This is a genomic window from Nonomuraea sp. NPDC049269 (assembly GCF_043197155.1).
Taxonomy (GTDB): domain Bacteria; phylum Actinomycetota; class Actinomycetes; order Streptosporangiales; family Streptosporangiaceae; genus Nonomuraea.
In genome coordinates this window covers 454961-480134 of record NZ_JBICSO010000002.1, presented here as the reverse complement: position 1 = coordinate 480134, position 25174 = coordinate 454961, and the positions used below count along the sequence as shown (strand labels likewise).

Sequence of the window (25174 nt, the reverse complement as noted above, 5' to 3'; positions counted from 1 at the left end):
AGGAGCCGCACGAATGGTCCGTTACCGCGTGCGCGGTGGCAACCCACTGCGTGGAACCGCCTTCATCCAGGGCGCGAAGAACGCCGTGCTGCCCATGATCGGTGCGGCTCTGCTGGCCGCCAACGGCCGCACCGTCCTGCGCAATGTGCCGATCATCGAGGATGTGCGGCGGGCTGTCGAGCTGGCGGAGTCCGTCGGCGCCTACGTCGAGCTGCACGAGGCGGAGCGCACGCTGGTGATCGACGCCTCCCGGCTGACCAGCGCGGTGCTGCCCGCCGACATCGCCAGGCGCTTCCGCGGCTCGGTCCTGTTCACTCCCGCCCTGCTGCATCGGCTGGGCGAGGCGATCGTGGAAGGGGTCGGCGGCTGCAATCTCGGCAGCCGCAACCTCGACTTCCACTACCTGGGCTACAAGCGTCTGGGCGCGGTCGTCGACGAGGGCGAGACGGTCATCCACGTCAAGGCGTCCGGCCTGACCGGCGCGACCCTCTACCTCGACACCCCCTCGCACACCGGCACTGAAAATCTCATCATGGCCGCCGCCCTGGCCAAGGGCATCACCGTGATCGAGAACGCGGCGCTGGAGCCCGAGGTGCTCGACGTCATCGACATGCTCACCAAGATGGGCGCGCGCATCAGCGGCGGCGGCACCGGCTTCATCACCGTCGAGGGCGTCGACGAACTGCACGCCGTCGAGCACACCGTGATGCCCGACCGGCTCGACGCCGGCGTGTTCGCGATGGGCGCGGCGATCACCGGCGGCGACCTCAGCCTCGTCGGCACCGGCCTCGACCTGGGCGTCGTCCGCTACAAGCTGGAGCAGATGGGCGTCGACTTCGCCCGGCCCGGCGCGGTCCTGCACGTACGGTGCGAGCGGCCGCTGCGGCCGATCAACATCATCACCGACACCTACCCGGGCTTCGCCACCGACCTCCAGTCGCCGATGATGACGGTCGCCGCCCTGGCCGACGGCACCAGCTACATCCACGAGCGCATCTTCGACGGCCGCTTCGCGCTGGCCGGCGAGCTGAACAAGATGGGCGCCGACGTGGAGGTCGAAGGCAGCAGGGCCATCGTCAGGGGCGCGACCCCGCTCAAGGGCACCCGGGTGACGGCGCACGACCTGCGTTCCGGAATCGCGCTGGTGCTCGCCGGACTGGCCGCCGAAGGCGAGACCGTCATCGAGTCGGGTTACCTCATCGACCGCGGGCACGCGCATCTCGCCGAGCGAATGCGGGCACTGGGCGCGGACATTACACAAGAGATTTCCGATCGCTAAAAAGCGTTAGGAATACCTCGTTGAGCTGCTGATATACCTTCTCAGCCAGTCAAGCAGAACGGCTTTCCGGAAAAGTCGGGCGTGACATTATGGTCCCCGCGAGCGATCGTTCCAAAAGAGAGCACTGCAACAGACAGCTGGATGGGACGAACATTGGTCGAGAGGGCCGAAGAAACTCCCCGAGTGTCACGCCCGGGTGCCATGACACCGGACCTCACCATTGGTGTGGTCGGACCCCACGATCTGGTCGAGCGGGTCATGTTGATGGGACACGCTGCTGCGCCACTTCCGTGCCGTCTTGTGGCGGCCGCCTACCGCGATGAGCAGGAGGCGCCCGACAAAGTGACGCGGCTCGGTCCCGGCGTGGACGCATGTCTTTTCGCCAGCCCGGTCCCCTACGACCTGGCCAGGCGATCAGGTGTGCTGACGATGCCCGCGACCTACGTGCAGCTCGGCGGGGCGGCGCTGGTCGCCGCCCTGGCCAAGGCGGCACTGGATCCGCGCATCGACCCGCAGCGGGTGAGCATCGACGTGGTCGCCAGGGCCGACGTGGAAGAGGCGTACACAGACCTCGGGATTGCCGCTACAGAAGTGCACAGCCGCGACGAGCCGGGCGCCACCGGCACGATCGCGGCTTACCACGAACGCCTGGCCCGGCAGGGATCCACCACCGGCGCGCTCACGTGCCTGCCGGCGGTCGCCGAACGCCTTCAGGCGTCCGGTGTCCCGGCCATCAGGATCAGGCCGACCTCAGCGGCCGTGCGCACCGCGCTGCACACCGCAGCGCTGCTCGGTGCACACCACCGCCTGGAGGAGTCACAGCTCACCGTGGTCCTGGTCGAGGTGCCGACGCTACGCGAGCCGGTACGCCGCGCCGCGCCACGTTACTGGCGCGACGAGCTCCGGCTCTCGCTGCACCGGCTGCTCGTCCAGGAGGCGAACCGCATCAACGCCACCGTCTGGCCGATCGACGATCACAGCTATCTGGTCACCGCGACCAGGGGCTCGATCGCCGCCGCGACCGACGGGTTCAGGGTGTTGCCGTTCGCCGCCAGGATCCGCGACGAGCTGGGTCTGGCGGTCGAGGTCGGCGTGGGCATGGGACGCACCACCCACGACGCGGAGTCGCACGCACGGGCGGCGCTGGCGCGTACGCAGGCGGGCAAGCAGGCCCAGGGCTTCGCCGTGGACCGCGAGGGCAGAGCCCTCATCCCGGCTCCGCGGATGCCGCCTCAGGGCTCCACCGCGCTCAAACCCAAGGGCGTGGAGGTGCTGGCCCGGCTGGCCGCCAAGCTGGAGGGCGGCGACACCGTGGTGGACGCGGAGGGCGCGGGCAAGATGCTCGGAGTGACGCCGCGTACGGCTAGGCGATTGCTGCGCACGTTGGTCGACGAGGGACTCGCGTGGCCGCTGCCGCCCAACCGTACGCCTCAACCGGGCCGGCCACGCCAGCTTTACCGCCTCATCGTGGAGAAACTCGGGCCACGCTGACCGCCCCCTGATACGGGTCCGCCGTCCCCCCTTCCCCTTTCCTGGGGCGGCGGGCCCCCGACCCGTTTATCCGGCGTTTTTGACGTGGGTGAACTTGGGATTGACTGCGATCGAAGGGGGTATGTATTGCGTCGCCCCCGATCGACGGGATTCGGACGGGGGCACCAAAATTTCCTCGTTCAGCAGCCGCAGGCGATACCTTCCGCCGGGGCGGTGAGCGGGTCCACGCGGTGGCGGGTGACGCCCGACGCGGTCTCCACCGGGAAGCCTTCCCTGGCCCAATACTCGAAGCCGCCCAGCATTTCCTTGACCCGGTAGCCGAGCCTGGCGAATTCCAACGCCGCTCGGGTGGCGCCGTTGCAGCCGGGGCCCCAGCAGTACGTCACCACTGTGGCGTCCTTGGGGATCGTCGCAGGCGCGCGGGTGGCGATCTCGGCGGTGGGAAGATGGACGGCGCCCTGGACGTGGCCCTGGTCCCAGCTCTCCTGGCTGCGGGAGTCGATCACGACGACGGCCTGGGCGGCCAGGTCGGTGGCCACGTCGGAGACGTCGGTCTCGAAGGCCAGGCGGGCGGAGAAGTGGGCCACAGCGGCTGCATTTCCTGACATTTCATCCCCTCGTACGGCGAGCTGATGCGACAGATGTTGCCAGGCGGCCAGAAGGCTAGATAGTGGCGTGAAAGCCCACTATCGTTAACATTCCGCCACCCCCCGAGCGAGGTCCGAAACCCGCAGGCGTTTTGTCGGGAGCGACCGCTATTGTCAGGAGCTATGTCATCGAACACCCCTGACCACCGCTCTCCACTCCTTGTCTGGGGCGCACTGGTCATCGTGTACGTGGTCTGGGGATCGACGTACCTCGGCATCAAGATCACCGTTGAGTCCGTGCCGCCGATGCTCAGCGGGTCTCTGCGGTTCGTGACGGCGGCGCTGATCCTCGGCGGGGTGCTGATCGTCCGCAAGGGCTGGGCTCCGTTCCGGATGACCCGGGCCCAGTTCGGCGGCGCGGCGCTGGTGGGGCTGCTGCTCCTGACCACCGGCAACGGCATGCTGGCCATAGCGGAGCAGCACGTGTCCAGCGGGCTGGCCGCGCTGCTCGTCGCCTCCGTGCCGCTCTGGCTGGTGGTGTTCCGGATCGTGGTCAGGGACCGGCCGAAGGTGGCGACACTGGCCGGCGTGCTGGTCGGGTTCGGCGGCGTGGCGGCCCTGTCGCTGAACGGCGGCGGCGGGCCGACGAGCACCACCGGGATCGTGGTGGTCCTGGTGGCGTCGCTGTCGTGGTCGATCGGGTCGTTCCTGTCGGCACGGATCCCGATGCCGGCCAACCCGTTCGCGGCCAGCACGATCGAGATGCTGGTCGGCGGGGCCGGGCTGGCCGTCACGGGGACGTCGGTGGGCGAACGACTCGACCTCACGGCCGTCACCGGGCGGTCATGGGCCGCGCTGGCCTACCTGATCCTGGTCGGGTCGCTGGTCGGATTCACCGCCTTCACCTGGCTGCTCACCAACGCGCCGATCTCGCTGGTGTCGACCTACGCGTACGTGAACCCCGCTGTGGCGGTGATCCTCGGCGCGCTCGTCGTGAACGAGCACGTGAGCTCCCAGATCGTGCTGGGCGGGGTGGTGATCCTGCTGGGCGTCGCCCTCGTGGTGTCCACGGAGCGACGACCCAAAGCAGCACGGCTCACGCCGGAAGAGGTCAGAGTCTAGAAGCCGTTGAGGATCGGGACGAGATACTCCTCCTCGTAGTCGAGGTGCGCCTCCAGCTCGGTCGTGAGCCGTTCCACCTCCGCGAGCACCAGTTCGGCGGCCACCTCCGGCTCGCCGTCCGCCAGGAGTCGCTGGAGCTCGTCGAGGAGCCGGGCGACCGTCCGGTGCTCTTCCCGCAGCCGGTCCATGACCGGGCCGAGCTCGGGATACTGCCCTTCGAGCCCCGGGAACATCCGCGCGTCCTCGATGGAGTGATGGTGATGGAGGCCCTGGCACAGGGTCAGGCAGTTGACGCGCAACTGCACGCCCAGCCCGCCGGTCCCGGACGCGGCGACCTCCTTGCGGATCAGCCGCAGCTCCCGGCGGAACGCGTCGTGGACCGCCACCAGCATGTCACCCCCTCGGCCGGCGTTCGGACCGCCGCCGAGCGGGGTCAGCGCGACCACGGGGATGACCCGGCTCGTCTTCGCCTGGTAGGCGGCCCAGCCCGGATCCAGCTCGACCGCGCGGGCGAAGGCGCTGTCGCGCTCCTCGCCTTCCAGGACGACCGCCTCCGCCTGGTAGGTGAAGACGCCGTCCTCCACCTTCACCCTCGGCTCGGCGAGCAGGTTGTGGTACCAGGCCGGATGCCTGGGCGACCCGCCGGCGGAGGCGATGATCAGCATCCGCCCGCCGTCCGGCAGGTAGCCGACAGGGGTGGTGTGGCTTGCGCCGGTCCGGGCGCCGGTGGTCGTCAGAAGGAGCAACCGGGCGCCGTCGAACATGGCGACCTGTCCCTGGTTGGCGCGGAACTCGTCGATGATCTGCTGATTGAAGTCTTGGGGCATGCTCTGCTTGCTCTCCAGATGTGAAAGTGACGGGGTTGACCATGCGGGGGCGCACGGCACGCCGTACCGGCCTCGGGCGGAGAGCCTCGATGAGCACGCGGAAAGGAGCGGTCAGGCGATCGCCGGACCGTCGGGCAGCACAGGATTTCGCGTGCGGCGGTGATGCGGGGCACCACCGGGCGCGGGGACGACGCGCGGGCGCGCGATCAGATCAGGCGCTGCCTGTGAAGTGAGAAGTCACGACATCATCCCCTACAACCGGTGCCTCCATGCCGCCGACGTCCTCCGGCCGGCGACACGCGACAAGAGGCCCATTAGAGGGCCTTGCCCCACGAACTGTCAACTCGCCTTGAAGGCCGCCGCAGCCGCGAGGAACACGTCGTTCGCCTCAGGATCGCCGATCGACACGCGGGCGCCCTCACCCGCGAACGGCCGCACCGCCACGCCCTCGGCCGCGCACGCCGCCGCGAAGTCGAGCGTGCGGTCGCCGAGACGCAGCCAGACGAAGTTCGCCTCGGTCAGGGGGACCGTCCAGCCCTGGGCGATGAGCGACTCGCGTACCCGGGTCCGCTCCTTGACCACCGTGTCGACCCGCTCCAGCAGCTCGTCCTCCGCGCGCAGGGAGGCGATCGCCGCGATCTGCGCGAGGTGGTTGACGGCGAACGGGATGATCGTCTTCCGTACGGCCGACGCCACCGCCTCGTGCCCCACCAGGTAACCGACCCGCAGCCCCGCCAGCCCGTACGCCTTGGAGAAGGTCCGCAGGACGCAGACGTTCGGCCGGTCGCGGTAGAGGGTGAGGCCGTCGGGCACGTCCTCGTCGCGCACGTACTCGCGGTAGGCCTCGTCCAGCACCACCAGCACGTCGTCGGGCACCCGGTCGAGGAAGGCCACCAGCTCGGCCTCGCGGATCGCGGTGCCGGTGGGGTTGTTGGGATTGCAGACGAAGATCATGCGCGTCCGGTCGTTGATCGCCTCGGCCATGGCGTCCAGGTCGTGGTCCTCACCGGCCAGCGGCACCCTGACGGACTCCACCCCGGCCAGGTCGGCCAGCAGCGGGTAGGCCTCGAACGACCGCCACGCGTAGATCACCTCACCGCCAGGCTCCCCCACGGCCTCGAACAGCTGCTGCGCCACGGTGACGGACCCCGCGCCGAGCGCGATGTGCTCGGCCGGCACCCCGAACCGCTCCGCGATGGCCTCCGTCAACTTGACCGCCCCCGGGTCGGGGTAGCGGTTGACCTGCCTCGCCCCCTCGGCGATCGCCTCGACCACGGACGGCAGCGGGTCGTAGGGCGACTCGTTGGAGGAGAGCTTGTACGAGCGGCCGTCGGCGGAGGTCACGGCCTTGCCAGGCTTGTACGCCGGCATGGTGTCCAGAATCGAACGGAAACGAGGCATGGCCTCACCCTAAAAGAAGCCGCCCGGCAAGGCAGCACCGGGAGGTCCGGTCGTCACTCCTTCAGGGAGCGCAGCATCGGGGGGTGGAGGAGTTCGGCGGGGCCGCGGCGGTGGAGTTTGGCCGGGCGGCCGCCGTCGCGGGTGGTGGTGGCGCCGGTCTCCACCAGGAAGCCCTCCGCCTTGGTGACCTTGCGGTGGAAGTTGCGGGGGTCCAGGGGGCGGCCCCAGACGATCTCGTACACGCGCCGCAGGTCCGCCACCGTGAACTCCGGGGGGCAGAAGGCGGCGCCCAGCGAGGTGTACTCCAGCTTCGCCCGCGCCCGTTCGATGCCGTCCTGCATGATGCGGCGGTGGTCGAAGGCCATCACCGACAGGGTGTCGACGGGCTGCCAGCTCATGTGGGCCTTCTCCGAGGCCGGGAGGTCGGGGGCGAGGCCCAGGTAGGCGACGCTGACCACGCGCTGGCGGGGGTCGCGGTCCGGGTAGCCGTACGTCTGGAGCTGCTCCAGGTGCACCGGAGCGCCGGGGAGGCCGGCGCGTTCGTCCAGGATGCGCTGGGCGGCCGCCGGGAGGTCCTCATCGAGCTGGATGAAGCCGCCGGGCAGCGACCAGCGGCGCAGGAAGGGTGGATTGTCCCGGCGCCACACGAGCGCGCTCAGGGCCTGGCAGCGTACGGTGAGCACGACCAGGTCGACGCTGACCGGGATGCTCGGGACCATGGCAGGCACGTTACACGCCAGGCGGTCCGAGGCGTTCGAAGCGCCGGGAGCGATCACGCCACGATGCGGACATGGAGCGGCTCGGTGGTGGCCTTGCCCGAGGGCAGCTTCACGCCGATCTTGACCCACTCGTCCGGCGGCACCTGCGCCCAGTCGAACGGCACCCACGCCGTCTGCATGCCCTCCGGCAGGTCCTCCAGCGGGTCCTCGTCGAGCCAGCCCACCGCGGAGACGACCAGCTCCTTCAGCTCGTCCCCGTACTGGACGGTGATCGTGCCGTCCTTGAGGTGGTAGCCGCGCACCTCCATGCCGTCCTGGATGTCGCGGGAGCGCCGGATGGCGTCCACCGCGATCGGCCGCTGCCAGTCCTTGGTGATCTCCGTCTCCAGCGAGGGGGAGCCGCAGGTCATGAAATCGCTCCACATGTAGGAGACGATTTTCTGAACGTAGCGGCCGGCCATCGTGACGGCCTGGTCGAGGCGTTCCTTGTCGGTCTTGCCGCGGGTGCCCTGCGGGGCGCACGGGCGGTCGCCCGAGGGCTCGAACGCCTCGACGTTCGCCCAGAGCTGCACGTCGTAGCCGGCCTGGAGCATCTGCTCACGGGCCGCCGACATCTCGCGGTAGTAGTCGCGCGTCGAGCCGTGGTAGGCCGTGCCGTACGTGGTCTCGCCGACGACGGGGCGCAGCCGCGCATCGACCTCGGTCTCGCGCTGGTCGGGCCAGAACAGGCCGACCTTGCCGGTGCCGCGGCTGTCCTGCGGCGCGATGATGCCCACCCCGGTCTTGGCCAGCGCCACGAACGCCTCGGCCACCTGCTTGGGCGTCTGCCCGAAGGGGACGCGCTTGCGGGCGTCGAGGTAGGGGCTGATGAGGATGGGTTTGCCGGGCAGCTCCTGCTCCACGATCTGGTGCTGCTCGGCGTACACCGTGAGGGTGGGGTTGTCGGCGAGCGTGTCGGCCATCTGCACCTCGAACGGCTGGTAGACGCCGCCGAGCGAGGCGCGGTCGGCGAAGCGCGCGCCGTAGTCCTGAAGGATGCGGCGGGTCAGCGTCCTGAGCGTGTCCATGTGCTTGTCGTTGGCCCTGGTCGGCGTCTTGGGGTCGCGCGGCGCGAGCGGCAGCGCCGGGAAGACCTGCACACCGAACTGCTCGCCGAGATCGAGGAGCTGCGTCAGGCTGTCAGTGTCCGAGCCGGCGACGAGGATCATGTCGTACGGCTTGGGCTTGGTGAAGTCGCAGGTGGCGTCGTCGGAGCCGTCCATCGGGGTGAGCATGCGGAAGTACACCCGCTTGCCCACGGTGATCTTGTGTTCCATCTGGGGGCAGCGGAACAGGCCTGGCCCGAACGACTCGTCGGTGCGGTAGACGTACATGCGGGAGACGCGGTTCTTCGGGTTGGCCTGCCGCAGATCGCGTTCGGCCGCGTCGCGGCAGCTCAGGCCGTCTTCCACGCAGTCCTTGTAGAGCGGGTCGAGCTGGCCGTCCTTGGTCTGGACGCGCCCCTCGTCGTCGGGCTCGCGGAACTGCAGGCCGTAGCCGATCCTGATGACCGTGTCGCCACCGAGGTTGTGGATGTCCTCCAGCTGGTGGCGCCAGGTGCAGCGGTTCGACTTGGGGGTGATCCAGTAGCCGGTGACGGCGTACGGGGCCTTCTCCTTGGTCTCGAACGTTCCACAACTGTCGGTGATCTCGCTCACCTTCGGCGTGGGCTCCGTACGGGTCGGCGTCGCCTTGACCTGCTGGCTGGCCTTCTTGGGAGGTTCGTCCTTGGGGAGCACGACGATCACGGCCGCGACGGCGGCCAGGATCACAGCGCCGAGGAGCACGAGGAGCCAGCGCACGATGAGGAACCTACCGCCCTAGTGATCTGCCGAAGATAAACCGCTCGCTAGTTCTTGACGCCTAGTTCTTGACGCCGGCCCACGATTCGAGCTGGGCCACGAACCGCTTGGCCGAGTTGGGCCAGTGGTGGTTCGCCCGGGCCGCCGCGTAGCCGCGCGCGCCCTGCGCCCGCCGCTCCCGCACGTCGTCCCTCAGCGTCAGCACGGCCTGCGCCACGGCCTTCGGGTCCTCCCACGGTACGACGACGCCGCTGTCGTACCGCTCGACCAGCTCGACCGCGCGCGGGGACGGGGTCGTGATGACCGGGATGCCGTGGGCCATGTACTCGACGATCTTCGTGGGCATCGAGTGGCGGTAGTTCGGCTCGTCGTGCAGCAGGGAGAGCCCGGCCAGCGCGCCGTCGAGCCGCTTCAGCGCCTCGTCGTTCGGCATGAAGTCGCGCCACTCCAGCAGGCCCTCCGTGACGGCCTGGTTGAGCACCGGACGGCTCTGCGGGTCGGCGTAGCCGATCAGCTCCACCGCCACCCGGTACGGCTGGAGCAGCCGGGCCACTTCGACGGCGTCCATCACGCCCCGCGCCCTGGACAGCCAGCCCAGGTACACCACCCGGTCGTCGCCGGGCGGCGTGACCGAGTCGGGGACCCAGGTCTCGTTCGGCACGATCAGGTGGGCGTGCTTGAACCGGCCCGCGTAGGCCGTCTCGGCCAGCAGCAGGTGCAGGTGGCGCTCCGCCATGCTCTCCAGCATCCGGGCGAGGAAACGCATCGGAGGACGCAGCAACGACGGCAGCCACGGCTTGAGCGAGAGCGTCGCCGGGGTGTCCTCATGCACGTCCCAGACCACGGGCGGGCGGTTGCGCACGCCCCAGATCGCGAACAGCAGCTCGGGGTCGTGCACCATCACGAGATCGACCTTGCGCCGCATGCGCTTGAACAGCTTGCGGGCGGCCCAGACCGCGGCCACGCGTCTACGCTGCGCGGCCCTGGGCAGATCGACGCCGTTGACCCAAGGACGAGGAACGACCCCGTGGGCGGTGAACGAGGCGGCATACGTGACCTCATGACCGGCATCCACGAGGGCACGAATCTGCCTATGCAGAATCCTCGCGTCCTCGGGGTTATGCACCACCGTCATGACGAGCACGTGCACTGCGCGCAACCCTCCGTCGCTACAGCCGCTCGACGCGTTCACCCTCGGTGAGAACACCGCGGGTGTCGAGCACGAGCCTGGCCTTCGCCTCGACCATGTCGAGGTCGAACGCGGCGTGCTGCTGCAGCAGCAGCGTCACGTCGGCATCGACCACGGCCTCGGCCAGATCTTCTTCCCGTGGCACCGGGGTGCCGTCTACTGACCACTCCAGAACATACGGGTCAATGAACGAGAGCTCGGCGCCCAGTTCCAGCAGCGCACGCGCCACCGGCAGGGCCGGGGTCTCCCGCTCGTCGGCGATGTCCGGCTTGTAGGTCACGCCGAGCATAACCACCTTGGCGCCGTTTACGGCCTTTTTATGCCGGTTGAGCAAACGCTGTACCCGTGCCACCACATAGGACGGCATCCGCTCGTTGATCTCCTGGGCCAGCTCGACGAACCTGAACGGGTAGCCGAGCTTGCGCACCGTGTAGGACAGGTACGACGGGTCGACGGGGATGCAGTGACCGCCGACGCCGGGACCGGGCAGGAACTTCTGGAAGCCGAACGGCTTGGTGGCCGCGGCCTCGATCGACTCCCACAGGTCGATCCCGAGCTCGTCGCAGAAGATCGCCATCTCGTTGACGAGGGCGATGTTGACGTGCCGGTAGGTGTTCTCCAGCAGCTTGGCCATCTCGGCCTCGCGAGTGCCGCTGACCGGCACGACCTGCTCGATGAACTGGCCGTAGAACGCCGTCGCGCGATCGCGGCAGTTGTCCGTGTAGCCCCCGACCACCTTGGGCGTGTTGCGCAGCCCGAACTTGGGGTTGCCCGGGTCGATCCGCTCGGGCGAGAAGGCCAGGTGGAAGTCTTCCCCCGCCACCAGACCAGAGCCCTCGAGGATCGGGCGGGCCACCTCGTCGGTGGTGCCCGGCCACGTCGTGGACTCGAGCACGACCAGCGTGCCCTTGCTCAGATTGCGCGCGACCGACCCGGTGGCGCCCTCGACGGAGGAGAGGTCCGGACGGTGGTCCTCGTCCAGCGGAGTGGGCACGCAGATGACGATCGTGTTGCTCCGGGCCAGCACGGTTTCGTCGAGCGTGGCGCTGAACCCGTTGGCCAGCATGTGCTCGAGGTCGGCGTCGGTCAGGTCATCGATGTAGGACTGTCCGGCATTGAGCGCCTCGACCTTGCGGGCGTCGACGTCCACGCCGACGACCCGCAGACCGGCGGCGACAGCCTCCTTGGCGAGAGGCATGCCGACGTAGCCCAGACCGATGACAGCCAAGTCGATTTCTGTCACAGCTGTGCCTTAGGGAGCCGGAAACAACACTTCATGGTCGCAAAGGTTATCTCAAGTCCACCTAGCTCACGCCTAATGCGACCGAACCCGTCAGAACAGACAGCCAATTCCAAGGTCATGATTCGGTAATGGATCGGTAAAGAGCCTGGTAGGTTTCGGCAACGCGGCCCCAAGTACGCTTGGCGGCCACCTCGGCCCGGCCCGCCTCACCCATCGCCGCACGCCTGGCGGGGTCCTCTCTGAGCCCGGCGAGCGCCTTGGCCAGCGCGGCCGGATCGCCCGGCGGCACCAGCAGCCCGGCGCCGTCGGAACCGACCAGCTCGGACAGCGCGGGCAGGTCGCTGAGCACGACCGGCTTGCCAAGCGCCATCGCCTCGACGGGCTTCAGCGGCGTGACGAGCCGGGTCACCCGCAGGTCCTCGCGCGGGCAAGAGAAGATGTCGATGGCCGCCTGGGCCTGCAGGGCCTCGTCGGGGCCCACCCGTCCCGGCAGGAGCGCGTCCGTCAGCCCCAGCTCCTCGACCAGCTCCAGCAGGGCAGGACGCTCGGTGCCGTCGCCCACGATGAGCACCCGCACCGGCGAGCCCTCGTCGCGCAGCAGCGCCGCCGCCCGCAGCAGCGTCGCGAACCCCTCGTAGCCCACGATGCTGGACACCGAGCCGACGACGATCTCGTCCCTCGCGATGCCCATCGCCGACCTGAACGTCTCGCCGTCGTAGGAGGCCGTGAGCAGCGAGTCGTCGACCGCGTTGGGCGCCAGGAAGATCCGCTCCCTGGGCACGCCCCGCTCGACGATCTCCGTGGCCATCGTCTCGGCCAGCGTGACGACCGCGTCGGCCTCACGCATCAGGAACGCCTCGCGTTCGCGCTGGAGCACGTGCCGCTGGCTGCCGATCCGGCCGGGGTCGCGGGAGGCCCAGGTCTCCTCCAGGAAGCCGCGGACCTCGTAGACGAACGGCGTGCCCGTCCGGTCTCGTACGGCGTGCGCGATGGAGCCGTTGCGGTGGTCGGTGGCGGCGTGCAGGACCTGGGGCCGGAGCTGCTTGACGAGCTTGGTGACCCCCTCGGCGCCCCTGATGATCCGCCCCTGGGTCTCGAACGGCATCTCACCGTGCCCGTCGGGCAGCAGCCGGTGGTAGGGAATGCCTTCGAGCTCCTCGAACGGCGCCGCGTCGGCGTGCCCCTGCAGCATCGGCCAGCCCCAGCTGGTCACCACGTGCGGATCCAGGCCCTTGGCCTGCTGCGCCATGACGATGCGGTGCGTACGGACCGTGTAGCCGGCCTGCGTGTACGGCAGGGCGTTGGTGACGCAGTGGAGGACCCGCCCGGCCACCCGGTCCACGACGGCCACCTTGGGGCCCGGCGGGATCGGGTCGGGGCTGATCGCGGCCAGCTCGCCCCGGTAGTAGGCGGCCCTGCGCTTGACGAAGGGGTATTTGGTGTGCGCTTCGAGCACGGCCGCGGCCTCGGTGATCCGGCCCTGGTCCCAGTGCTCCTTGGCCTCGTTCCACGGCCCCTTGAGCACCCGCATGCTGAACTTGCGGACCGCGCGCCTGGCCCTGCGGGCGACCGGCCAGGCGACCTTGCCCACGACGGGGCGGAGCGCCGGCGGGAGGGACTCGGCCGCCGCCTGCGCGACGCGCACCGGATCGGCCTTCACCTTCGTCATGACGACGCGGGAGACGATGATCGGATGCTGTACGAAGCCCCTGATAAGGCCGCCGACACCGGCACGAGCGGACTTGGCGGATACCTTGCCGTCAGGTCTGGGAGAGTCTTCACGACTGGCGTCGGATGCCACGCGGTGACCGTACCATAGGCAGCGTTTTTTCCCTTCCGCTATGAAAGGCGAGGTCAATGAGGGAGAACCCCCTGGTCCTGCACGTTCTGGGCGCCCGTCCCAATTTCGTGAAAGCGGCCCCGGTGGTGCGAGCACTCGGTGAACTCGGCGTGCGGCAGGGCATCATCCACACCGGTCAGCACTATGACGCGCTGATGTCCGACGTGTTCTTCGCCGATCTGGGGCTCCCGGAACCGGTGGCCAACCTCGGGGTCGGCTCGGGCAGCCACGCGAAGCAGACCGCGGCGCTCCTCGTCGGCCTGGAGGAGGTCGTCCTTGAGCACGATCCCGACCTGGTGGTGGTCTACGGCGACGTGAACTCCACGCTGGCCGCGATCCTGGTCTGCGCCAAGCTGGGGATCCGCACCGCGCACGTCGAGGCGGGCCTGCGCTCGTTCGACCGGGGCATGCCGGAGGAGGTCAACAGGATCGTCACCGACTCCCTGTCGGACCTGCTCTTCGCCACCTCGCCCGACGCGCTCTCGCATCTGGCGGCCGAGGGCGTGCCCGCCGGCAAGGTGCACCTGGTGGGCAACCCCATGATCGACAGCCTCTTCTCCGCGCTGCCCTCGCTGGACCCGGCGCCCGTGGTGGCGCGGCTGGGCCTACCGGCTCGTTATGCGGTGGCGACCCTGCACCGCCCGGCGAACGTGGACACCCCCGAGGCGGCCAAGGAGCTGGTCTCGGCCGTGCTGGACGTCGCCCGCCAGATCCCGATCGTGGTGCCGATCCACCCCAGGGGGCGTACCCGGCTGGCCGAGGCGGGCCTGGTCGACGGCCCCTCGGTCAAGGTCATCGAGCCGCTGGGCTACGTGGACTTCCTCTCGCTCGTCCGGGGGGCCGCGCTGGTGGTCACCGACTCGGGCGGCGTGCAGGAGGAGACGACGATGCTGGGCGTGCCGTGCCTGACGGTCCGGCCCAACACCGAGCGGCCGATCACGATCACCCACGGCACGAACCGCCTCGTCACCCCGGCCCTGCTGCCGGCCGCCGCCGGGAAGGCCCTGTCCGATGGCGCCGCGACGCCGTCGGGCGAGCTGCCGCCGCTGTGGGACGGCGCCGCCGGGCCGCGCATCGCCCGCGTCATCTCGGCCTGGCTCAAGGGGGACAACCTCTCGCCCGCCGCACAAGGTGTGCGTTCCGAATAAGCCCCTCATTCCGTACGGTCTCCGCCGTACCATGACATACCTCCGCTAAGTGATAAGGCCCGTACATGCCCGAGACCCCCGAAGAGCCCACGTACCAGCGACTCGGTCCGGTGAACTGGCTGCCCGAGGAGCGCAAGCTCGTCGAGCGCTACGAGGCGGAGGTCAGGGAGCTGCGCCGCAGGCTGGAGATAGCCGAGGCCAAGGCCGCCTACGCCACCTGGAAGCTGGCGGCCACCCAGGCCAAGCGGACGTTCAAGCTGGGTGAGGCGCTGGGGTCGAAGAGCCCGGGCAAGGTGCTGGAGGCGGTCAGGTCCAAGGACCGGGCGCCCGCGGCGCCGACCCCGGTCACCGAGGCCGTCGAGACGGCCAACCACCGGCCGCCGCTGGTCGAGGTGCCGACGGTGAAGTGGCCGACCGGGCCGGTGAACCGGCCCGACCTCAAGGTGGCCGTCATCCTGGACGACTTCTCGCGGATGGCGTTCAAGTACGAGTGGGACCAGATCGAGTTCGGACTCAAGGACTGGCCGGAGATCTTCGCCGAGAAGCGGCCCGACCTGCTGTTCTGCGAGTCGGCCTGGCACGGGAACCAGGGCCGCTGGCGCTACCAGATGACCGGGACGAACGCCCCCAAGGACCCGCTGCGCGACCTCGTGGCGTGGTGCCGGGCCGAAGGGATCCCGACGGTCTTCTGGAACAAGGAGGACCCGCCGAACTTCGACTTCTTCATCGACACGGCCAGGCTGTTCGACTACGTGTTCACCTGCGACGGTGACATGCTGCCGAAATATCGTGAAACTCTGGGCCACGACCGGGTGGACGTGCTCCAGTTCGCCGCCCAGCCGCGCGTGCACAACCCGATCCAGCAGCGACAGGGCCGCCTGCACGACGTCGTCTTCGCCGGCATGTACTTCCGCGACAAGCATCCCGAACGGCGCGAGCAGATGGAGACGGTCGTCGACCCGATCCGCGAGCTGGGCCTGCACATCTTCGCCCGCAACGGCGAGGTCGACGAGAAGTACGCCTGGCCGGAGAAGTACCGGCCGCACATCGTGGGTGAGCTCCCCTACGACCAGATGCTCGCGGCCTACCGCATGTACAAGGTCTTCCTCAACGTCAACTCGGTGCTCGACTCGCCCACGATGTGCGCGCGCCGCGTGTTCGAGCTGTCGGCCTGCTCGACGCCGGTCGTCTCGGGCTGGTCCCGGGCGATCGAGGAGACGTTCGGTGAGCTGCTGCCGATCGCCCGCGAGCCGGTCGAGTCGTACAACCAGGTGCTGCACCTGATCAACAGCCCGGAGCTGCGGGCCCGGATGGGGCACCTGGCGATGCGCGAGGTGTTCGACAAGCACCTGTTCACGCACCGGGTGGACCAGATACTCCAGTTCCTCGGGCGGCCCGTCTCGACGCGGCCCCGGTCGATCTCCGTGGTGCTGCCGACCAACCGGGCCGCGCAGATCGAGCACGCGATCTCCTCGGTGGCCAAGCAGATCCACCGGCCGCTGCAGCTCGTCATGGTCCTGCACGGCCTGGACATCGACCCGGTGGTGGTGGCCGACAAGGCTCGCATGGCGGGCATCTCCGACGTCGTCGTGCTGCCCGCCTCGGCCGAGCTGTCGCTGGGCGCCTGCATGAACCTGGGCATCTCCGCCGCCGACGGCGACCTGATCGCCAAGATGGACGACGACAACCTGTACGGCGAGCACTACCTGTCGGACCTGGTCAGGTCGTTCGACTACACCGACGCGGAACTCGTCGGCAAGGGCGCCCACTACTCCTACTTCGAGGGTCTCAACACCACCATGCTGCGGCTGCCGGGGCTGGAGCACCGGTACTCCTTCCTCGTACAGGGCGGGACGTTCCTCGGCAAGGCGGACATGTTCCGGTCGTACGGCTTCGCGGACATCACCCGGGGCGAGGACACGCACCTGGTCCGCAGGCTCAAGGAGGACAGCGTCAAGATCTACTCGGCGGACCGGTTCAACTTCGTCTACTGGCGCAGCGCCGACGCCGCCATGCACACCTGGCAAGCCGACCACATCAAACTCACTAGAAATGCGCAGTTTTCCTTCGTGGGTCGGCCGGACGCGCACGTGCTTATCTAGCTTTTCTTTTACGGCCGGCCCGGTGGGCCCCAAGCGCCGTACGGGGCTGGGGCCTGTCCAGGGGCACGCTTCTCCGGTGGAGCGTGCTTGTCGCCGTGACGTGCGTCTTCTTGGCCGGTGGAGTTGTCGCCGCTCTCCGTCAGAGTGGGTAGTCCTTCAGCTTGATAGCGTTCGCTGCCTTGGTGGTCATGTTGTTCAGCAGGCCGATGAAGGCCTTGGTCGTGAGGATCTTGTGGGCGGCGTCACGGATGGTGATTCCCCTGCGTGTCTTCGGGGCGAAGAAGCTGCCCGCGTTGCCGGCCACACGTTGGCAGGCTTTGGCGTAGGGGCGGATCGCCGTTTCGTAGGCGGCGAAAGCCGCTTCGTGGTCTGCGTTCATGGCCAGTTCGCCGGCCAGGACGTAGGAGGCGATCAGCGACATGCCCGCGCCCATGCCGCCCATCGTGGCGCCGTAGCCCGCGTCTCCCACCAGGGCCACTCGGCCCTTGGTGAAGTGGTCCATGTGAACCATGCTGATCGAGTCGAAATAGAAGGTGCTCGAACCGTCGAGCGCCTTCAGGTGGGTCGGCATTTCCCAGCCCATTCCCGTGCAGGCCTGCGCCACGAGGTGTTTCTGCTGGGCGATGTCCCTGTAGTGGTAGGCCAACGGCGGAGACGCGAAAACCACGGTGACGCCGCCGCCCTCTGGGGTGGCGTGGACCACGGCGCCGCGGCCGGGCTCGCTGTAGAGGACGGAGCGGTTCACGGGGTTCAGCAGGTCCGGCACGCTGTAGAGGGCGACGTAATAGCCCGAGGACTTGACGTAGTCGTCCTCGGGGCCGAAGGCGAGGCGCCTGACGTTCGAGTGCAGGCCGTCGGCGCCGATCACCAGGTCGTAGGTGCCCTTCCTGCCGCTGTCGAGGGTGAGGTCCACGCCGTCCGCGGTCTCGGTGAGTGTGGCGATCGAGTCGTCGAAGATGTACTCGGCGCGGTCCTTGGTCAGGTTGTACAGCAGGCGGCTCAGGTCGCCTCGGGCGATCTCCACGGCGCCGCCGGTGAACGAGGCGGGCAGGGACGCCTTCGTGGCGCCGGTGCCGTCGATGATCTCCAGGGGGCCCGGGGCGGTCTGCCAGCGGCGGATCTCCTCCAGGATGCCCATCCGCTTCAGCATGGTCAGGTGGGCCTCGCCGCGGAAGTCGACCGCCTGGCCGCCCTCGCGCAGGGCCGGGGCGCGCTCCACGACCGTGACCCGGTGGCCGGAGCGGGTCAGCCAGTAGGCGAGCGCGGGGCCCGCCAGGCTGGCGCCGGAGATCAGGATGTTCTTGCTGTTCATGGGGGTGCTCCCTCGTCGTCTTCCGATGACAGGAAGCCTCGGCGAGGGCGCGCACCGCGCACGCACCGGCCACGCACCGGCCCACCGCCCACCGGTGACCGGCCGTCACCTCCGGGCCGGTGACCGGCGGTCAGTGCGGTGTCATCGGGTGATGCGGGCCAGGTTCTGGTCGGCCAGGCCGGCGAGGTCGAACAGGTCGGCGGGCGCCACCTGCTGCCCGACGACGAGCATGCTCATGATGACCTTGCCGCGCCGGATGACCACCGAACCGACCTGCGCGTCGCTGTGGCCGCCCGACGCGGTGGTCAGGTAGGCGCGCGACTCGTCGCCCCGCCTGGGCATGTCCAGCGCGCGCGTGCGGTAGGTCACCCGGGTGCCGTGCACGACGGCCCCGTAGGCGGCGCACTGCGCGGGCAGCGGCGCGGGGAAGGCGGAGGCGGGCATCGACACCAGCGCCTGGGTGATCGAGCCGTGGTCGGAGGAGAACGCGACCACGGCGGCGGGCGCGCGGCCGACCTCGGGCTTGGCGGCGTCGAGCCGGGCGGCCCCGGCGCACTCGGGCCGGTCGAGCTTGGCCTGGCGGACGGCGTCGAGCCCCTGCTTGGTGGACTTGAGCGAGCCGAACGCCCCGATCTCCGGCCCGTACGCCAGGGTCATGCCCTTGGGGGTGGGCAGCAGGCCGGCCCGGAGCCTGGCCGCGCCGGGCGCGGGCCGGGACGGGGACGGAGCGGACGTCGGGGGCGCGGACGGCATCGGGGGCGCCTCCACGACCTCGTCGGCGGCACATCCCGATATGACCATCATGCTCAGACAAAGGATGGAAAAGGCCTTAAGCATGAATTCTCCACCTCACTCAAGCGACTTACCATAAAACGCTAGAGGAAGTGCGGACTAACGAGCTGAGTAACGGCGCTATTCGCGGAATTCAGGGGTTTCGCGAACGACCTCGGAGTTTGCTCCATTGGGTGTGGGTGGCGCGGCTACGGCTTGCTCCGATGCGGGCCGGTTGAGCAGCGTCCTGGCCAGGCCCAGACCGGCGCCGCCGAGCGTGAGCGCCTTGGCCAGCATCTCCTCCACGCCCTGAGCACCGTTGAGCACCACCATGTGCTCGACGTTGCCGAACGCCTTCGCGCCCGCCTCGACCACCTCGGGCCAGCGCTCGGCGAGCTGCTGGGCGACGACCGCCTCCTGGTTGCTGGCCAGCGCTTCGGCGCGGGCCTTGATGGCGTCGGCCTGCGCCAGGCCCTTGGCCCGTGCCGCGTCCGCCTCGGCCATGCCGCGCAGCCTGGTCGCCTCGGCCTCGGCCTCCCCGCGCAGCCGGATGCTCTCCGCCTCGGCCTGAGCCCGTGACACGGCGGCGCGCCGGTCCGCGTCGGCGAGCGTGACCTGCTCGTAGGCCCGCGCGTCGGCCGGCCTGCGCACCTCTCCTTCCAGGCGCTTCTCCGCGAGCTGCGCCTCCAGCTCGGCGGCCGTCGTCTGCTGGACCACGACCTCCTGGCGCGCGGTGGCGTCGGCGAGCGGCCCGGCCTGCTTCGCCTTGGCCGCGGCCCGATCCATCTCCGCCTGGTAGCCGGCCTGCTGGATCTTGGCCTCACGGATCGCGGCGGACTTCTTGATCTGAGCCTCCTGCTCGGCGGCGTTGGCCTCTTGGTCGCGCTGTGCCTCGGCGGTTCTGGCCAGCGCCGACACGGCGGCGGCGTGCGGGCGGCCGAGGTTGATGATGTAGCCGGTGGCGTCCTCGATCTCCTGGACCTGCATCGAGTCGACGATCAGGCCCAGCTTGCTCATCTCGTCGGAGGAGGAGGTGCGGATCTCGTTGGTGAGCGCGTCGCGGTTGATGATCAGGTCCTCGACCGTGAGGTTGCCGATGATCGAGCGGAGGTGGCCGGAGAAGAGCTGATGAGTCTTGTCGTCCACGGTCTTCTGCTGATCGAGGAAGCGCCGCGCCGCGTTGGCGATGGAGGCGAAGTCGTCGCCCACCTTGTAGATGACCACCCCGCGTACGTGTACGGGAATGCCCTGCTTGGTCACGCACTTGACTTCGAGCGCGGAGACCCGGCTGTCGAGCGAGATGCGGCGCGCGGTCTGGAACCCGGGGACGACCAGCGCGCCCTTACCCGTGACGATCTTGAAGCCGAGCGTCTCCCTGCCGCGCGCGCCTAAGCCGGAGATGATGATCGCCTCATTGGGCTCGGCGACGCGCCAGATCAGTTTGAAGGCGACGATGGCGACGAGGACCAGAGCGGCGATGATGCCGGTGGGGATCAAGTCCATGGCTACTCCCAGGAAGAAGTCACTGCCGACCAGACTTCCCGGCTCACCTGTTTGCGATGGTACGCCGGGTTATTGCGCTTTTCCAGAAGATTCGGAGCCGTTCGGGGCCGCGCCGTTGAGCAGCGCCCGGGCCAGGCCGAGCCCGGTGCCGCCGAGGGTGAGCGCCTTGGCGAGCATCTCCTCGACACCCTGAGCGCCGTTGAGCACGACCATGTGCTCGATGTTGCCGAACGCCTTGGCGCCCGCCTCGACCACCTCGGGCCAGCGCTCGGCGAGCTGCTGGGCGATGACCGCCTCCTGGTTCTCCTTCAGCGCCTGCGCCCGCGCGCTGATGGCGTTCGCCTCGGCCAGGCCCTTGGCCTGCGCGGCCTCCGCCTCGGCGAGCCCGAGCGCCTTCGCCGCCTCGGCATGGGCGAGTCCGCGTGCCTTGGCGGCCTGGGCCTCGGCCTCTCCGGCCACCTTGGTGGCCGCGCCGGCCGCCTCGCCGCGCAGCCGTACGGACTCGGCGTCCGCCGCGGCCGCCTGCTTGACCTGGGAGGCCTGCGCGACGGCGCGCAGCTCGGTCTCCTTGGCCTCCGCCTCGGCCTGGGCGATGCGGGCGTCGCGTTCGGCCTGGGAGAGCGTGACGGTCTCGTACGCCTTGGCGTCGGCGGGCTTGCGTACCTGTGACTGCAGCCGCTGCTCCGACAGTTGCGCCTCCAGCTCGGCGGCCCTCGTCTCCTGAACGACGACCTCCTGCCTGGCGGTCGCCTCGGACAGCGGACCCGCCTGCCTGGCCTTGGCCGCCGCCTGGTCGATCTCGGCCTGGTAACCGGCCTGCTGGATCTTGGATTCGCGTACGGCGGCCGCCTTGCGCGCGGCGGCGGCCTGCTCGGCCTCGGTGGCCTCCTGGTCGCGCTGGGCCTCGGCGATGCGGGCCACGGAGGCGACCTTGGCGGCGTGCGGCTTGCCCAGGTTGACGATGTAGCCGGTCTCGTCGTCGATCTCCTGGATCTGCAGCGAGTCGACGATCAGGCCCAGCTTGCTCATCTCGTCGGCGGCCGACGCCCTGGTCTCGCTGGTCAGCCGCTCCCTGTTGAGGATCAGGTCCTCGACGGTCAGGTTGCCGATGATCGAGCGCAGGTGGCCGGTGAACAGCTCGTGGATCGCGCCGGTCATGAAGTCCTGCTGGTCGAGGAAGCGCCGGGCGGCGTTGGCGATCGAGGACAGGTCGTCGCCGACCTTGTAGATCACCACGCCGCGGATGTGCACGGGGATGCCCTGCTGGGTGACACAGGAGACCTGGAGATTGGCCGCCCTGGTGTCCAGGCGCAGCCTCCTGGCCGTCTGGAAGCCGGGCAGCACGGCCGCACCCTTGCCAGTAATGATCTTGAAACCGAGGCTGTCCGGGCCCTCGCCGCGCCTGCGCGCGGCGAGACCGGAGATGATCAGGGCCTCGTTGGGCTCGGCGACCCGCCAGACGGCCTTGAAGAGCAGGATCAGCACGATGACGGCGGCGAGGATGCCACCGCCGAGAATGTAGGGCTCGGGGGACATCGGAGCCTCCCTATACGAGTGCTCGGGCGACGTAGACCGTCCGCGGCGGGAAGTAGTCCACCACGATCACGATCGTTCCGACGGGGAACTCCTCGTCAGGCACGGTCGGATGAGCGTAGAACGCCTCGACGCCACCCCTGACCGGCACCATGACCTCGCCGACGAGACCAGGGCCGATCTTGCCAGTGACCCTGCCCTGCTTGCCGACCACCGGACTCCCCCCGTCGTGATATTTCGGACGCTACTCCAAACAGGCATTCGCGGTAATAGGTCACGCAAAATGTTTCTCGAAGCACTGCGCGGGAGGACGCGGCTTTTACCCGGAGTCGTGATGATCAGCGCATGAGTGACATGAACTCGCACTCGGCGCGCGACCTCGGGATGAACCGGCCTATTACCCGCCGGGACTTCTTGGACGGCGTCGCCGTGGTGGCAGGGACGATGGCCCTGGGCGCGTCGGCGAGCTGCGCGTCGCGGCCCGGCGGATCGACTGTCATCGGAACCCAGGCGCTGCTCGTCCCCCAGGACGTGGGCTCTCCGGCGAGCCTCACCGGCCTCCGGGGCGGGACGCCGGAGGCGCTCAGCGTCCCCCACGCGCTCCGCGACGGCCGCTTCTGGGAGCACGCGGGCTCCCCTGTGCCCACGGGCGAGCACTACGACCTGGTGGTGGTCGGCGGGGGCATCAGCGGGGTGAGCGCGGCCTTCGAGTGGCGCCGGCAGAGTCCGGAGGCGCGCATCCTGATCCTGGACAACCACGACGAGATCGGCGGGCAGGCCCGGCGCAACGAGTTCCGCCCCGCCGGGCGCGACGGCGTGCTGGTCGGCTGCGGCGGCTCCCGGTCGATCAAGACGCCCTCGGTGTGGACGCCCGAGGGCAAGGAGTTGCTCGACCTGCTCGGCATCAAGCTGGAGAGGTTGGGCGGGTACCTCGACCGGCACCTGTACGCCGGGCTCGGGATGCACCGCAGCGTGATGTGCGACCGGGAGACGTTCCGGGCGGACCATCTCGTCCGCCTCACCCCGGGCGTGGAGCCCAGGCAGTGGGTCACCCGGCTGCCGGTCGCCGAGCAGGCCAAGAAGGACCTCGTCATGCTGCACGAGAACCCGCCGGACTGGTTCCCCGGCCTGTCGCCGGAGCGTAAGGAGGAGCGGCTGGCGGAACTGACCTACTCCGACTTCCTGCTGAAGGTCTGCCGCGCGCACCCGGACGTCGAACTGTTCTTCCGGACCATGCCGAGCGTCGCATGGGGGTACGGCACGCAGGCGTTCGGCGCGATCGACGCCTGGGGCAGCGACTACCCCGGGTTCGGCGGGCTGGGGCTGGACGCCGGCAAGCCGTCGAGGTTCAGCTCGCCCAGCCTGAAGAAGGAGTGGAAGGTCGCCGACCCGAACGTCTACCACTTCCCCGAGGGCAACCAGGCGCTAGTCCGCATGATGCTGGGCCGGATGATCCCCGGCTTCGCCGGCTCCACCACCATGGACGGCATCACCACCGCCGCCTTCGACTACGCCCGGCTCGACCTGCCCGCGAACCGGGTCCGCTTCCGGCTGTCGAGCCCCGTCGTCTTCGCCCGCAACGACGGCTCACCCGACACCGCGACCACCGCGACCGTCGGCTACTTCGACGGCCACCGGGTCAGCACGGTCCAAGCCGGAGCGGTCGTCCTGGCCTGCTGGAACATGGTCATCCCCTACCTCGTCCCCGAGCTGCCCGACGACCAGAAGCAGGCGCTGCGCGACGCGGTCAAGATGCCGGTGCTGGACGCGGCGGTGCAGCTGCGCAACTGGGAGGCGTGGCGGCGCCTCGGCATCGACCGCACCCGCTGGACCGGCGCCTACTGGTGCCTGTCGGAGCTCGACCACCCGGTCGGCATGCCCGGCTACGACCACCCGAAGGACCCGGGCGAGCCGATCAACCTGCGCATGCTGGCCGCGCCGTGCCAGTCGGAGCTGGGTCCTGGGCCGGGCGCCGCCGTGGGCAGGCAGGAACTGCTCAACACGCCCTACAGCCGGCTGGAGTACACCATCCGCGACCAGCTCGCCCGGCTGCTCGGCCCGGGCGGCTTCGACCCGGCCAAGGACGTCGAGGCGATCACGGTCAACCGCTGGGGCCACGGGTACGCCCCGGAGTACTGCCGCCCGTGGCACTCCTTCTACCCCGACGGCCCGTTCCCAGCCGACACCGCGCGCCGGCGCTTCGGCAGGATCGCGATCGCCAACTGCGACTCCGTGCCGTCCGCCCGCGCCGACGCGGCCATCTCCGCCGCCCATCTGGCCGTCGCCGAGCTGCGGACATGAGGCTGTTACCTCAAACCGTGCTTCAGCGTGTCGAGGCTGGACTGCCAGAGCCGCTCCGCCAGGCCGGGGTCGGACATCGTGTCCGGGACCCGCTCCGGGGCCTGCTTCGCGAAATAGCGCCCGGCCCCTTTCTCGCCGTCGGCGTGCGTCGCCAGGTGCACCAGCGTTCGCGCGCCGTACTCGGGCGGCTTGGCGTATCCGGGCACCGCCAGGAACATCCGCATGATCCACGTCTCCGCCGCGAACCCGCTGCGGATCACACCCGGATGGAAACAGGTGGCCGCCACCCCGCGGGCCGCCAGCGCGACGGTGAACAGGGCATTCGCCTGTTTCGTATCGCCGTACTGGAGCCAGCCGTTCCATCGTCGCTGCTCACGCGACAGGTCGGCCGGATCGAGCCGGCCGCTTCTGCCTGCCCGCGAAGAAGTGGTGACTACCCTGTCAACCCGATCTGTTAGAGAATGGGTCAACAGAAAGGGGGCCAGATGGTTGACCTGAATCATCAGTTCGTGACCGTCCACCGTAATCTGGCGCCGCGGACTCATCACGCCCGCGTTGTTGGCCAGCACGGCAATGCGCTCATAACGCTCACGCAGCACCGCCGCCAACCTACGAACGTCGTCAAGCGATGTGTAATCGCAGGTCAAAACATCGGCTTCGGATCCGCTCAACCCGTCGGCCACGGCCTTGAGCCGAGACTCGTCCCGGCCGACGAGCACCACCCGGTGTCCCCGTCGTGACAGCTCGCCCGCCGCCGCGGCGCCGATGCCGGCACTTGCCCCAGTAATCACGCTAATCAACGCGTTCCTCCCCCTGCGCCGGAAGCATAATCGGTGCTAGTCTCCTGTGCGATCTTCCGGAGGTGTGTTTACACAGAGTGTGGAAATGCCCCTCGACTCCGAGGTTGGGACATGGGCTCGCAAAACCGGTCAATTCGGTTCAAGATCTTCTTATTGCTGCTGCTA

The 25174-nt window shown here is 69.2% G+C and carries 20 protein-coding genes; 6 read left to right on the top strand and 14 right to left on the bottom strand.

All coding sequences use genetic code 11. The features are described 5' to 3' along the window. Window positions 1–13: 13 nt before the first annotated feature. On the top strand, window positions 14–1279 hold the full coding sequence (gene murA, locus ACGFNP_RS11915; protein ID WP_358339147.1) for a UDP-N-acetylglucosamine 1-carboxyvinyltransferase: 1266 nt from the start codon (window positions 14–16) through the stop codon (window positions 1277–1279). Window positions 1280–1480: 201 nt separating this feature from the next. Beyond that, on the top strand, window positions 1481–2770 hold the full coding sequence (locus tag ACGFNP_RS11910; RefSeq protein ID WP_214634856.1) for a GTP cyclohydrolase IIa: 1290 nt from the start codon (window positions 1481–1483) through the stop codon (window positions 2768–2770). 179 nt (window positions 2771–2949) lie between these two features. Here the strand turns inward: ACGFNP_RS11910 and ACGFNP_RS11905 are convergent, their stop codons facing one another. Next, complete coding sequence (locus tag ACGFNP_RS11905) at window positions 2950–3378, bottom strand: rhodanese-like domain-containing protein (protein WP_358339144.1); 429 nt, start codon at window positions 3376–3378, stop codon at window positions 2950–2952. 162 nt (window positions 3379–3540) lie between these two features. Here ACGFNP_RS11905 and ACGFNP_RS11900 point away from each other — a divergent pair, with 162 nt between their 5' ends. After that, window positions 3541–4479 carry an EamA family transporter gene (locus tag ACGFNP_RS11900; RefSeq protein ID WP_393317547.1) on the top strand — a complete coding sequence of 313 codons (939 nt, stop codon included), beginning with the start codon at window positions 3541–3543 and terminating at the stop codon, window positions 4477–4479. Here the strand turns inward: ACGFNP_RS11900 and ACGFNP_RS11895 are convergent. The 7 genes from ACGFNP_RS11895 to ACGFNP_RS11865 all read right to left on the bottom strand — a co-directional run bounded on the left by ACGFNP_RS11895 (window position 4476) and on the right by ACGFNP_RS11865 (window position 13500). Further along, on the bottom strand, window positions 4476–5306 hold the full coding sequence (locus ACGFNP_RS11895) for a nitroreductase/quinone reductase family protein (protein WP_358339138.1): 831 nt from the start codon (window positions 5304–5306) through the stop codon (window positions 4476–4478). The genes ACGFNP_RS11900 and ACGFNP_RS11895 overlap by 4 nt on opposite strands. Before the next feature lie 339 nt (window positions 5307–5645). After that, window positions 5646–6707, bottom strand: a complete 1062-nt coding sequence (gene hisC, locus ACGFNP_RS11890; RefSeq protein WP_393317542.1) for a histidinol-phosphate transaminase — start codon at window positions 6705–6707, stop codon at window positions 5646–5648. Window positions 6708–6760: 53 nt separating this feature from the next. After that, on the bottom strand, window positions 6761–7426 hold the full coding sequence (locus tag ACGFNP_RS11885; RefSeq protein ID WP_219534478.1) for an NUDIX domain-containing protein: 666 nt from the start codon (window positions 7424–7426) through the stop codon (window positions 6761–6763). Window positions 7427–7479: 53 nt separating this feature from the next. After that, window positions 7480–9267 (bottom strand): DUF4434 domain-containing protein, encoded by a 1788-nt coding sequence (locus tag ACGFNP_RS11880; RefSeq protein WP_393317539.1) that lies wholly within the window; start codon window positions 9265–9267, stop codon window positions 7480–7482. 61 nt (window positions 9268–9328) lie between these two features. Beyond that, window positions 9329–10417: a glycosyltransferase gene (locus ACGFNP_RS11875; RefSeq protein WP_358339409.1), complete on the bottom strand. Its 1089-nt coding sequence runs from the start codon at window positions 10415–10417 to the stop codon at window positions 9329–9331. A 19-nt stretch (window positions 10418–10436) separates the two neighbouring features. Beyond that, window positions 10437–11699 carry a nucleotide sugar dehydrogenase gene (locus ACGFNP_RS11870; protein WP_358339126.1) on the bottom strand — a complete coding sequence of 421 codons (1263 nt, stop codon included), beginning with the start codon at window positions 11697–11699 and terminating at the stop codon, window positions 10437–10439. A gap of 115 nt (window positions 11700–11814) precedes the next feature. Then, entirely contained in the window at window positions 11815–13500 is a 1686-nt protein-coding gene (locus ACGFNP_RS11865; RefSeq protein WP_393317536.1) for a glycosyltransferase, read from the bottom strand. A gap of 56 nt (window positions 13501–13556) precedes the next feature. Between ACGFNP_RS11865 and wecB the strand changes: the two genes are divergently transcribed. Next, window positions 13557–14687 carry a non-hydrolyzing UDP-N-acetylglucosamine 2-epimerase gene (gene wecB / locus ACGFNP_RS11860; RefSeq protein WP_358339121.1) on the top strand — a complete coding sequence of 377 codons (1131 nt, stop codon included), beginning with the start codon at window positions 13557–13559 and terminating at the stop codon, window positions 14685–14687. Between the two features lie 65 nt (window positions 14688–14752). Next, the gene (locus ACGFNP_RS11855) at window positions 14753–16789 is read left to right on the top strand and encodes a glycosyltransferase (protein WP_358339118.1); all 2037 of its coding nucleotides are present in this window, start codon (window positions 14753–14755) and stop codon (window positions 16787–16789) included. Between the two features lie 139 nt (window positions 16790–16928). Here the strand turns inward: ACGFNP_RS11855 and ACGFNP_RS11850 are convergent, their stop codons facing one another. The 5 genes from ACGFNP_RS11850 to ACGFNP_RS11830 all read right to left on the bottom strand — a co-directional run bounded on the left by ACGFNP_RS11850 (window position 16929) and on the right by ACGFNP_RS11830 (window position 22122). After that, a complete protein-coding gene (locus ACGFNP_RS11850) occupies window positions 16929–18101 on the bottom strand; it encodes an FAD-dependent monooxygenase (RefSeq protein WP_393317532.1) in 1173 nt (390 codons plus the stop codon). A gap of 141 nt (window positions 18102–18242) precedes the next feature. After that, window positions 18243–18905 (bottom strand): hypothetical protein, encoded by a 663-nt coding sequence (locus tag ACGFNP_RS11845; RefSeq protein ID WP_393317529.1) that lies wholly within the window; start codon window positions 18903–18905, stop codon window positions 18243–18245. Between the two features lie 108 nt (window positions 18906–19013). Continuing rightward, complete coding sequence (locus tag ACGFNP_RS11840; RefSeq protein WP_393317526.1) at window positions 19014–20375, bottom strand: flotillin family protein; 1362 nt, start codon at window positions 20373–20375, stop codon at window positions 19014–19016. A gap of 69 nt (window positions 20376–20444) precedes the next feature. Continuing rightward, the gene (locus ACGFNP_RS11835; protein WP_393317523.1) at window positions 20445–21911 is read right to left on the bottom strand and encodes an SPFH domain-containing protein; all 1467 of its coding nucleotides are present in this window, start codon (window positions 21909–21911) and stop codon (window positions 20445–20447) included. Between the two features lie 10 nt (window positions 21912–21921). Beyond that, complete coding sequence (locus ACGFNP_RS11830) at window positions 21922–22122, bottom strand: hypothetical protein (RefSeq protein WP_214634871.1); 201 nt, start codon at window positions 22120–22122, stop codon at window positions 21922–21924. A 131-nt stretch (window positions 22123–22253) separates the two neighbouring features. Between ACGFNP_RS11830 and ACGFNP_RS11825 the strand changes: the two genes are divergently transcribed. After that, the gene (locus tag ACGFNP_RS11825; RefSeq protein WP_393317520.1) at window positions 22254–24209 is read left to right on the top strand and encodes an NAD(P)-binding protein; all 1956 of its coding nucleotides are present in this window, start codon (window positions 22254–22256) and stop codon (window positions 24207–24209) included. A 5-nt stretch (window positions 24210–24214) separates the two neighbouring features. Here ACGFNP_RS11825 and ACGFNP_RS11820 read toward each other — a convergent pair whose 3' ends face one another. After that, window positions 24215–25000: an SDR family NAD(P)-dependent oxidoreductase gene (locus ACGFNP_RS11820; protein WP_358339407.1), complete on the bottom strand. Its 786-nt coding sequence runs from the start codon at window positions 24998–25000 to the stop codon at window positions 24215–24217. Window positions 25001–25174: the final 174 nt, after the last annotated feature.

Excerpts from the sequence above, each read along its gene's own strand:
- murA (WP_358339147.1), top strand. The coding sequence starts at position 14 with ATGGTCCGTTACCGCGTGCGCGGTGGCAACCCACTGCGTGGAACCGCC.
- ACGFNP_RS11910 (WP_214634856.1), top strand. The coding sequence starts at position 1,481 with ATGACACCGGACCTCACCATTGGTGTGGTCGGACCCCACGATCTGGTC.
- ACGFNP_RS11905 (WP_358339144.1), bottom strand. The coding sequence starts at position 3,378 with ATGTCAGGAAATGCAGCCGCTGTGGCCCACTTCTCCGCCCGCCTGGCC.
- ACGFNP_RS11900 (WP_393317547.1), top strand. The coding sequence starts at position 3,541 with ATGTCATCGAACACCCCTGACCACCGCTCTCCACTCCTTGTCTGGGGC.
- ACGFNP_RS11895 (WP_358339138.1), bottom strand. The coding sequence starts at position 5,306 with ATGCCCCAAGACTTCAATCAGCAGATCATCGACGAGTTCCGCGCCAAC.
- hisC (WP_393317542.1), bottom strand. The coding sequence starts at position 6,707 with ATGCCTCGTTTCCGTTCGATTCTGGACACCATGCCGGCGTACAAGCCT.
- ACGFNP_RS11885 (WP_219534478.1), bottom strand. The coding sequence starts at position 7,426 with ATGGTCCCGAGCATCCCGGTCAGCGTCGACCTGGTCGTGCTCACCGTA.
- wecB (WP_358339121.1), top strand. The coding sequence starts at position 13,557 with ATGAGGGAGAACCCCCTGGTCCTGCACGTTCTGGGCGCCCGTCCCAAT.
- ACGFNP_RS11855 (WP_358339118.1), top strand. The coding sequence starts at position 14,753 with ATGCCCGAGACCCCCGAAGAGCCCACGTACCAGCGACTCGGTCCGGTG.
- ACGFNP_RS11850 (WP_393317532.1), bottom strand. The coding sequence starts at position 18,101 with ATGAACAGCAAGAACATCCTGATCTCCGGCGCCAGCCTGGCGGGCCCC.
- ACGFNP_RS11845 (WP_393317529.1), bottom strand. The coding sequence starts at position 18,905 with ATGATGGTCATATCGGGATGTGCCGCCGACGAGGTCGTGGAGGCGCCC.
- ACGFNP_RS11840 (WP_393317526.1), bottom strand. The coding sequence starts at position 20,375 with ATGGACTTGATCCCCACCGGCATCATCGCCGCTCTGGTCCTCGTCGCC.
- ACGFNP_RS11835 (WP_393317523.1), bottom strand. The coding sequence starts at position 21,911 with ATGTCCCCCGAGCCCTACATTCTCGGCGGTGGCATCCTCGCCGCCGTC.
- ACGFNP_RS11825 (WP_393317520.1), top strand. The coding sequence starts at position 22,254 with ATGAGTGACATGAACTCGCACTCGGCGCGCGACCTCGGGATGAACCGG.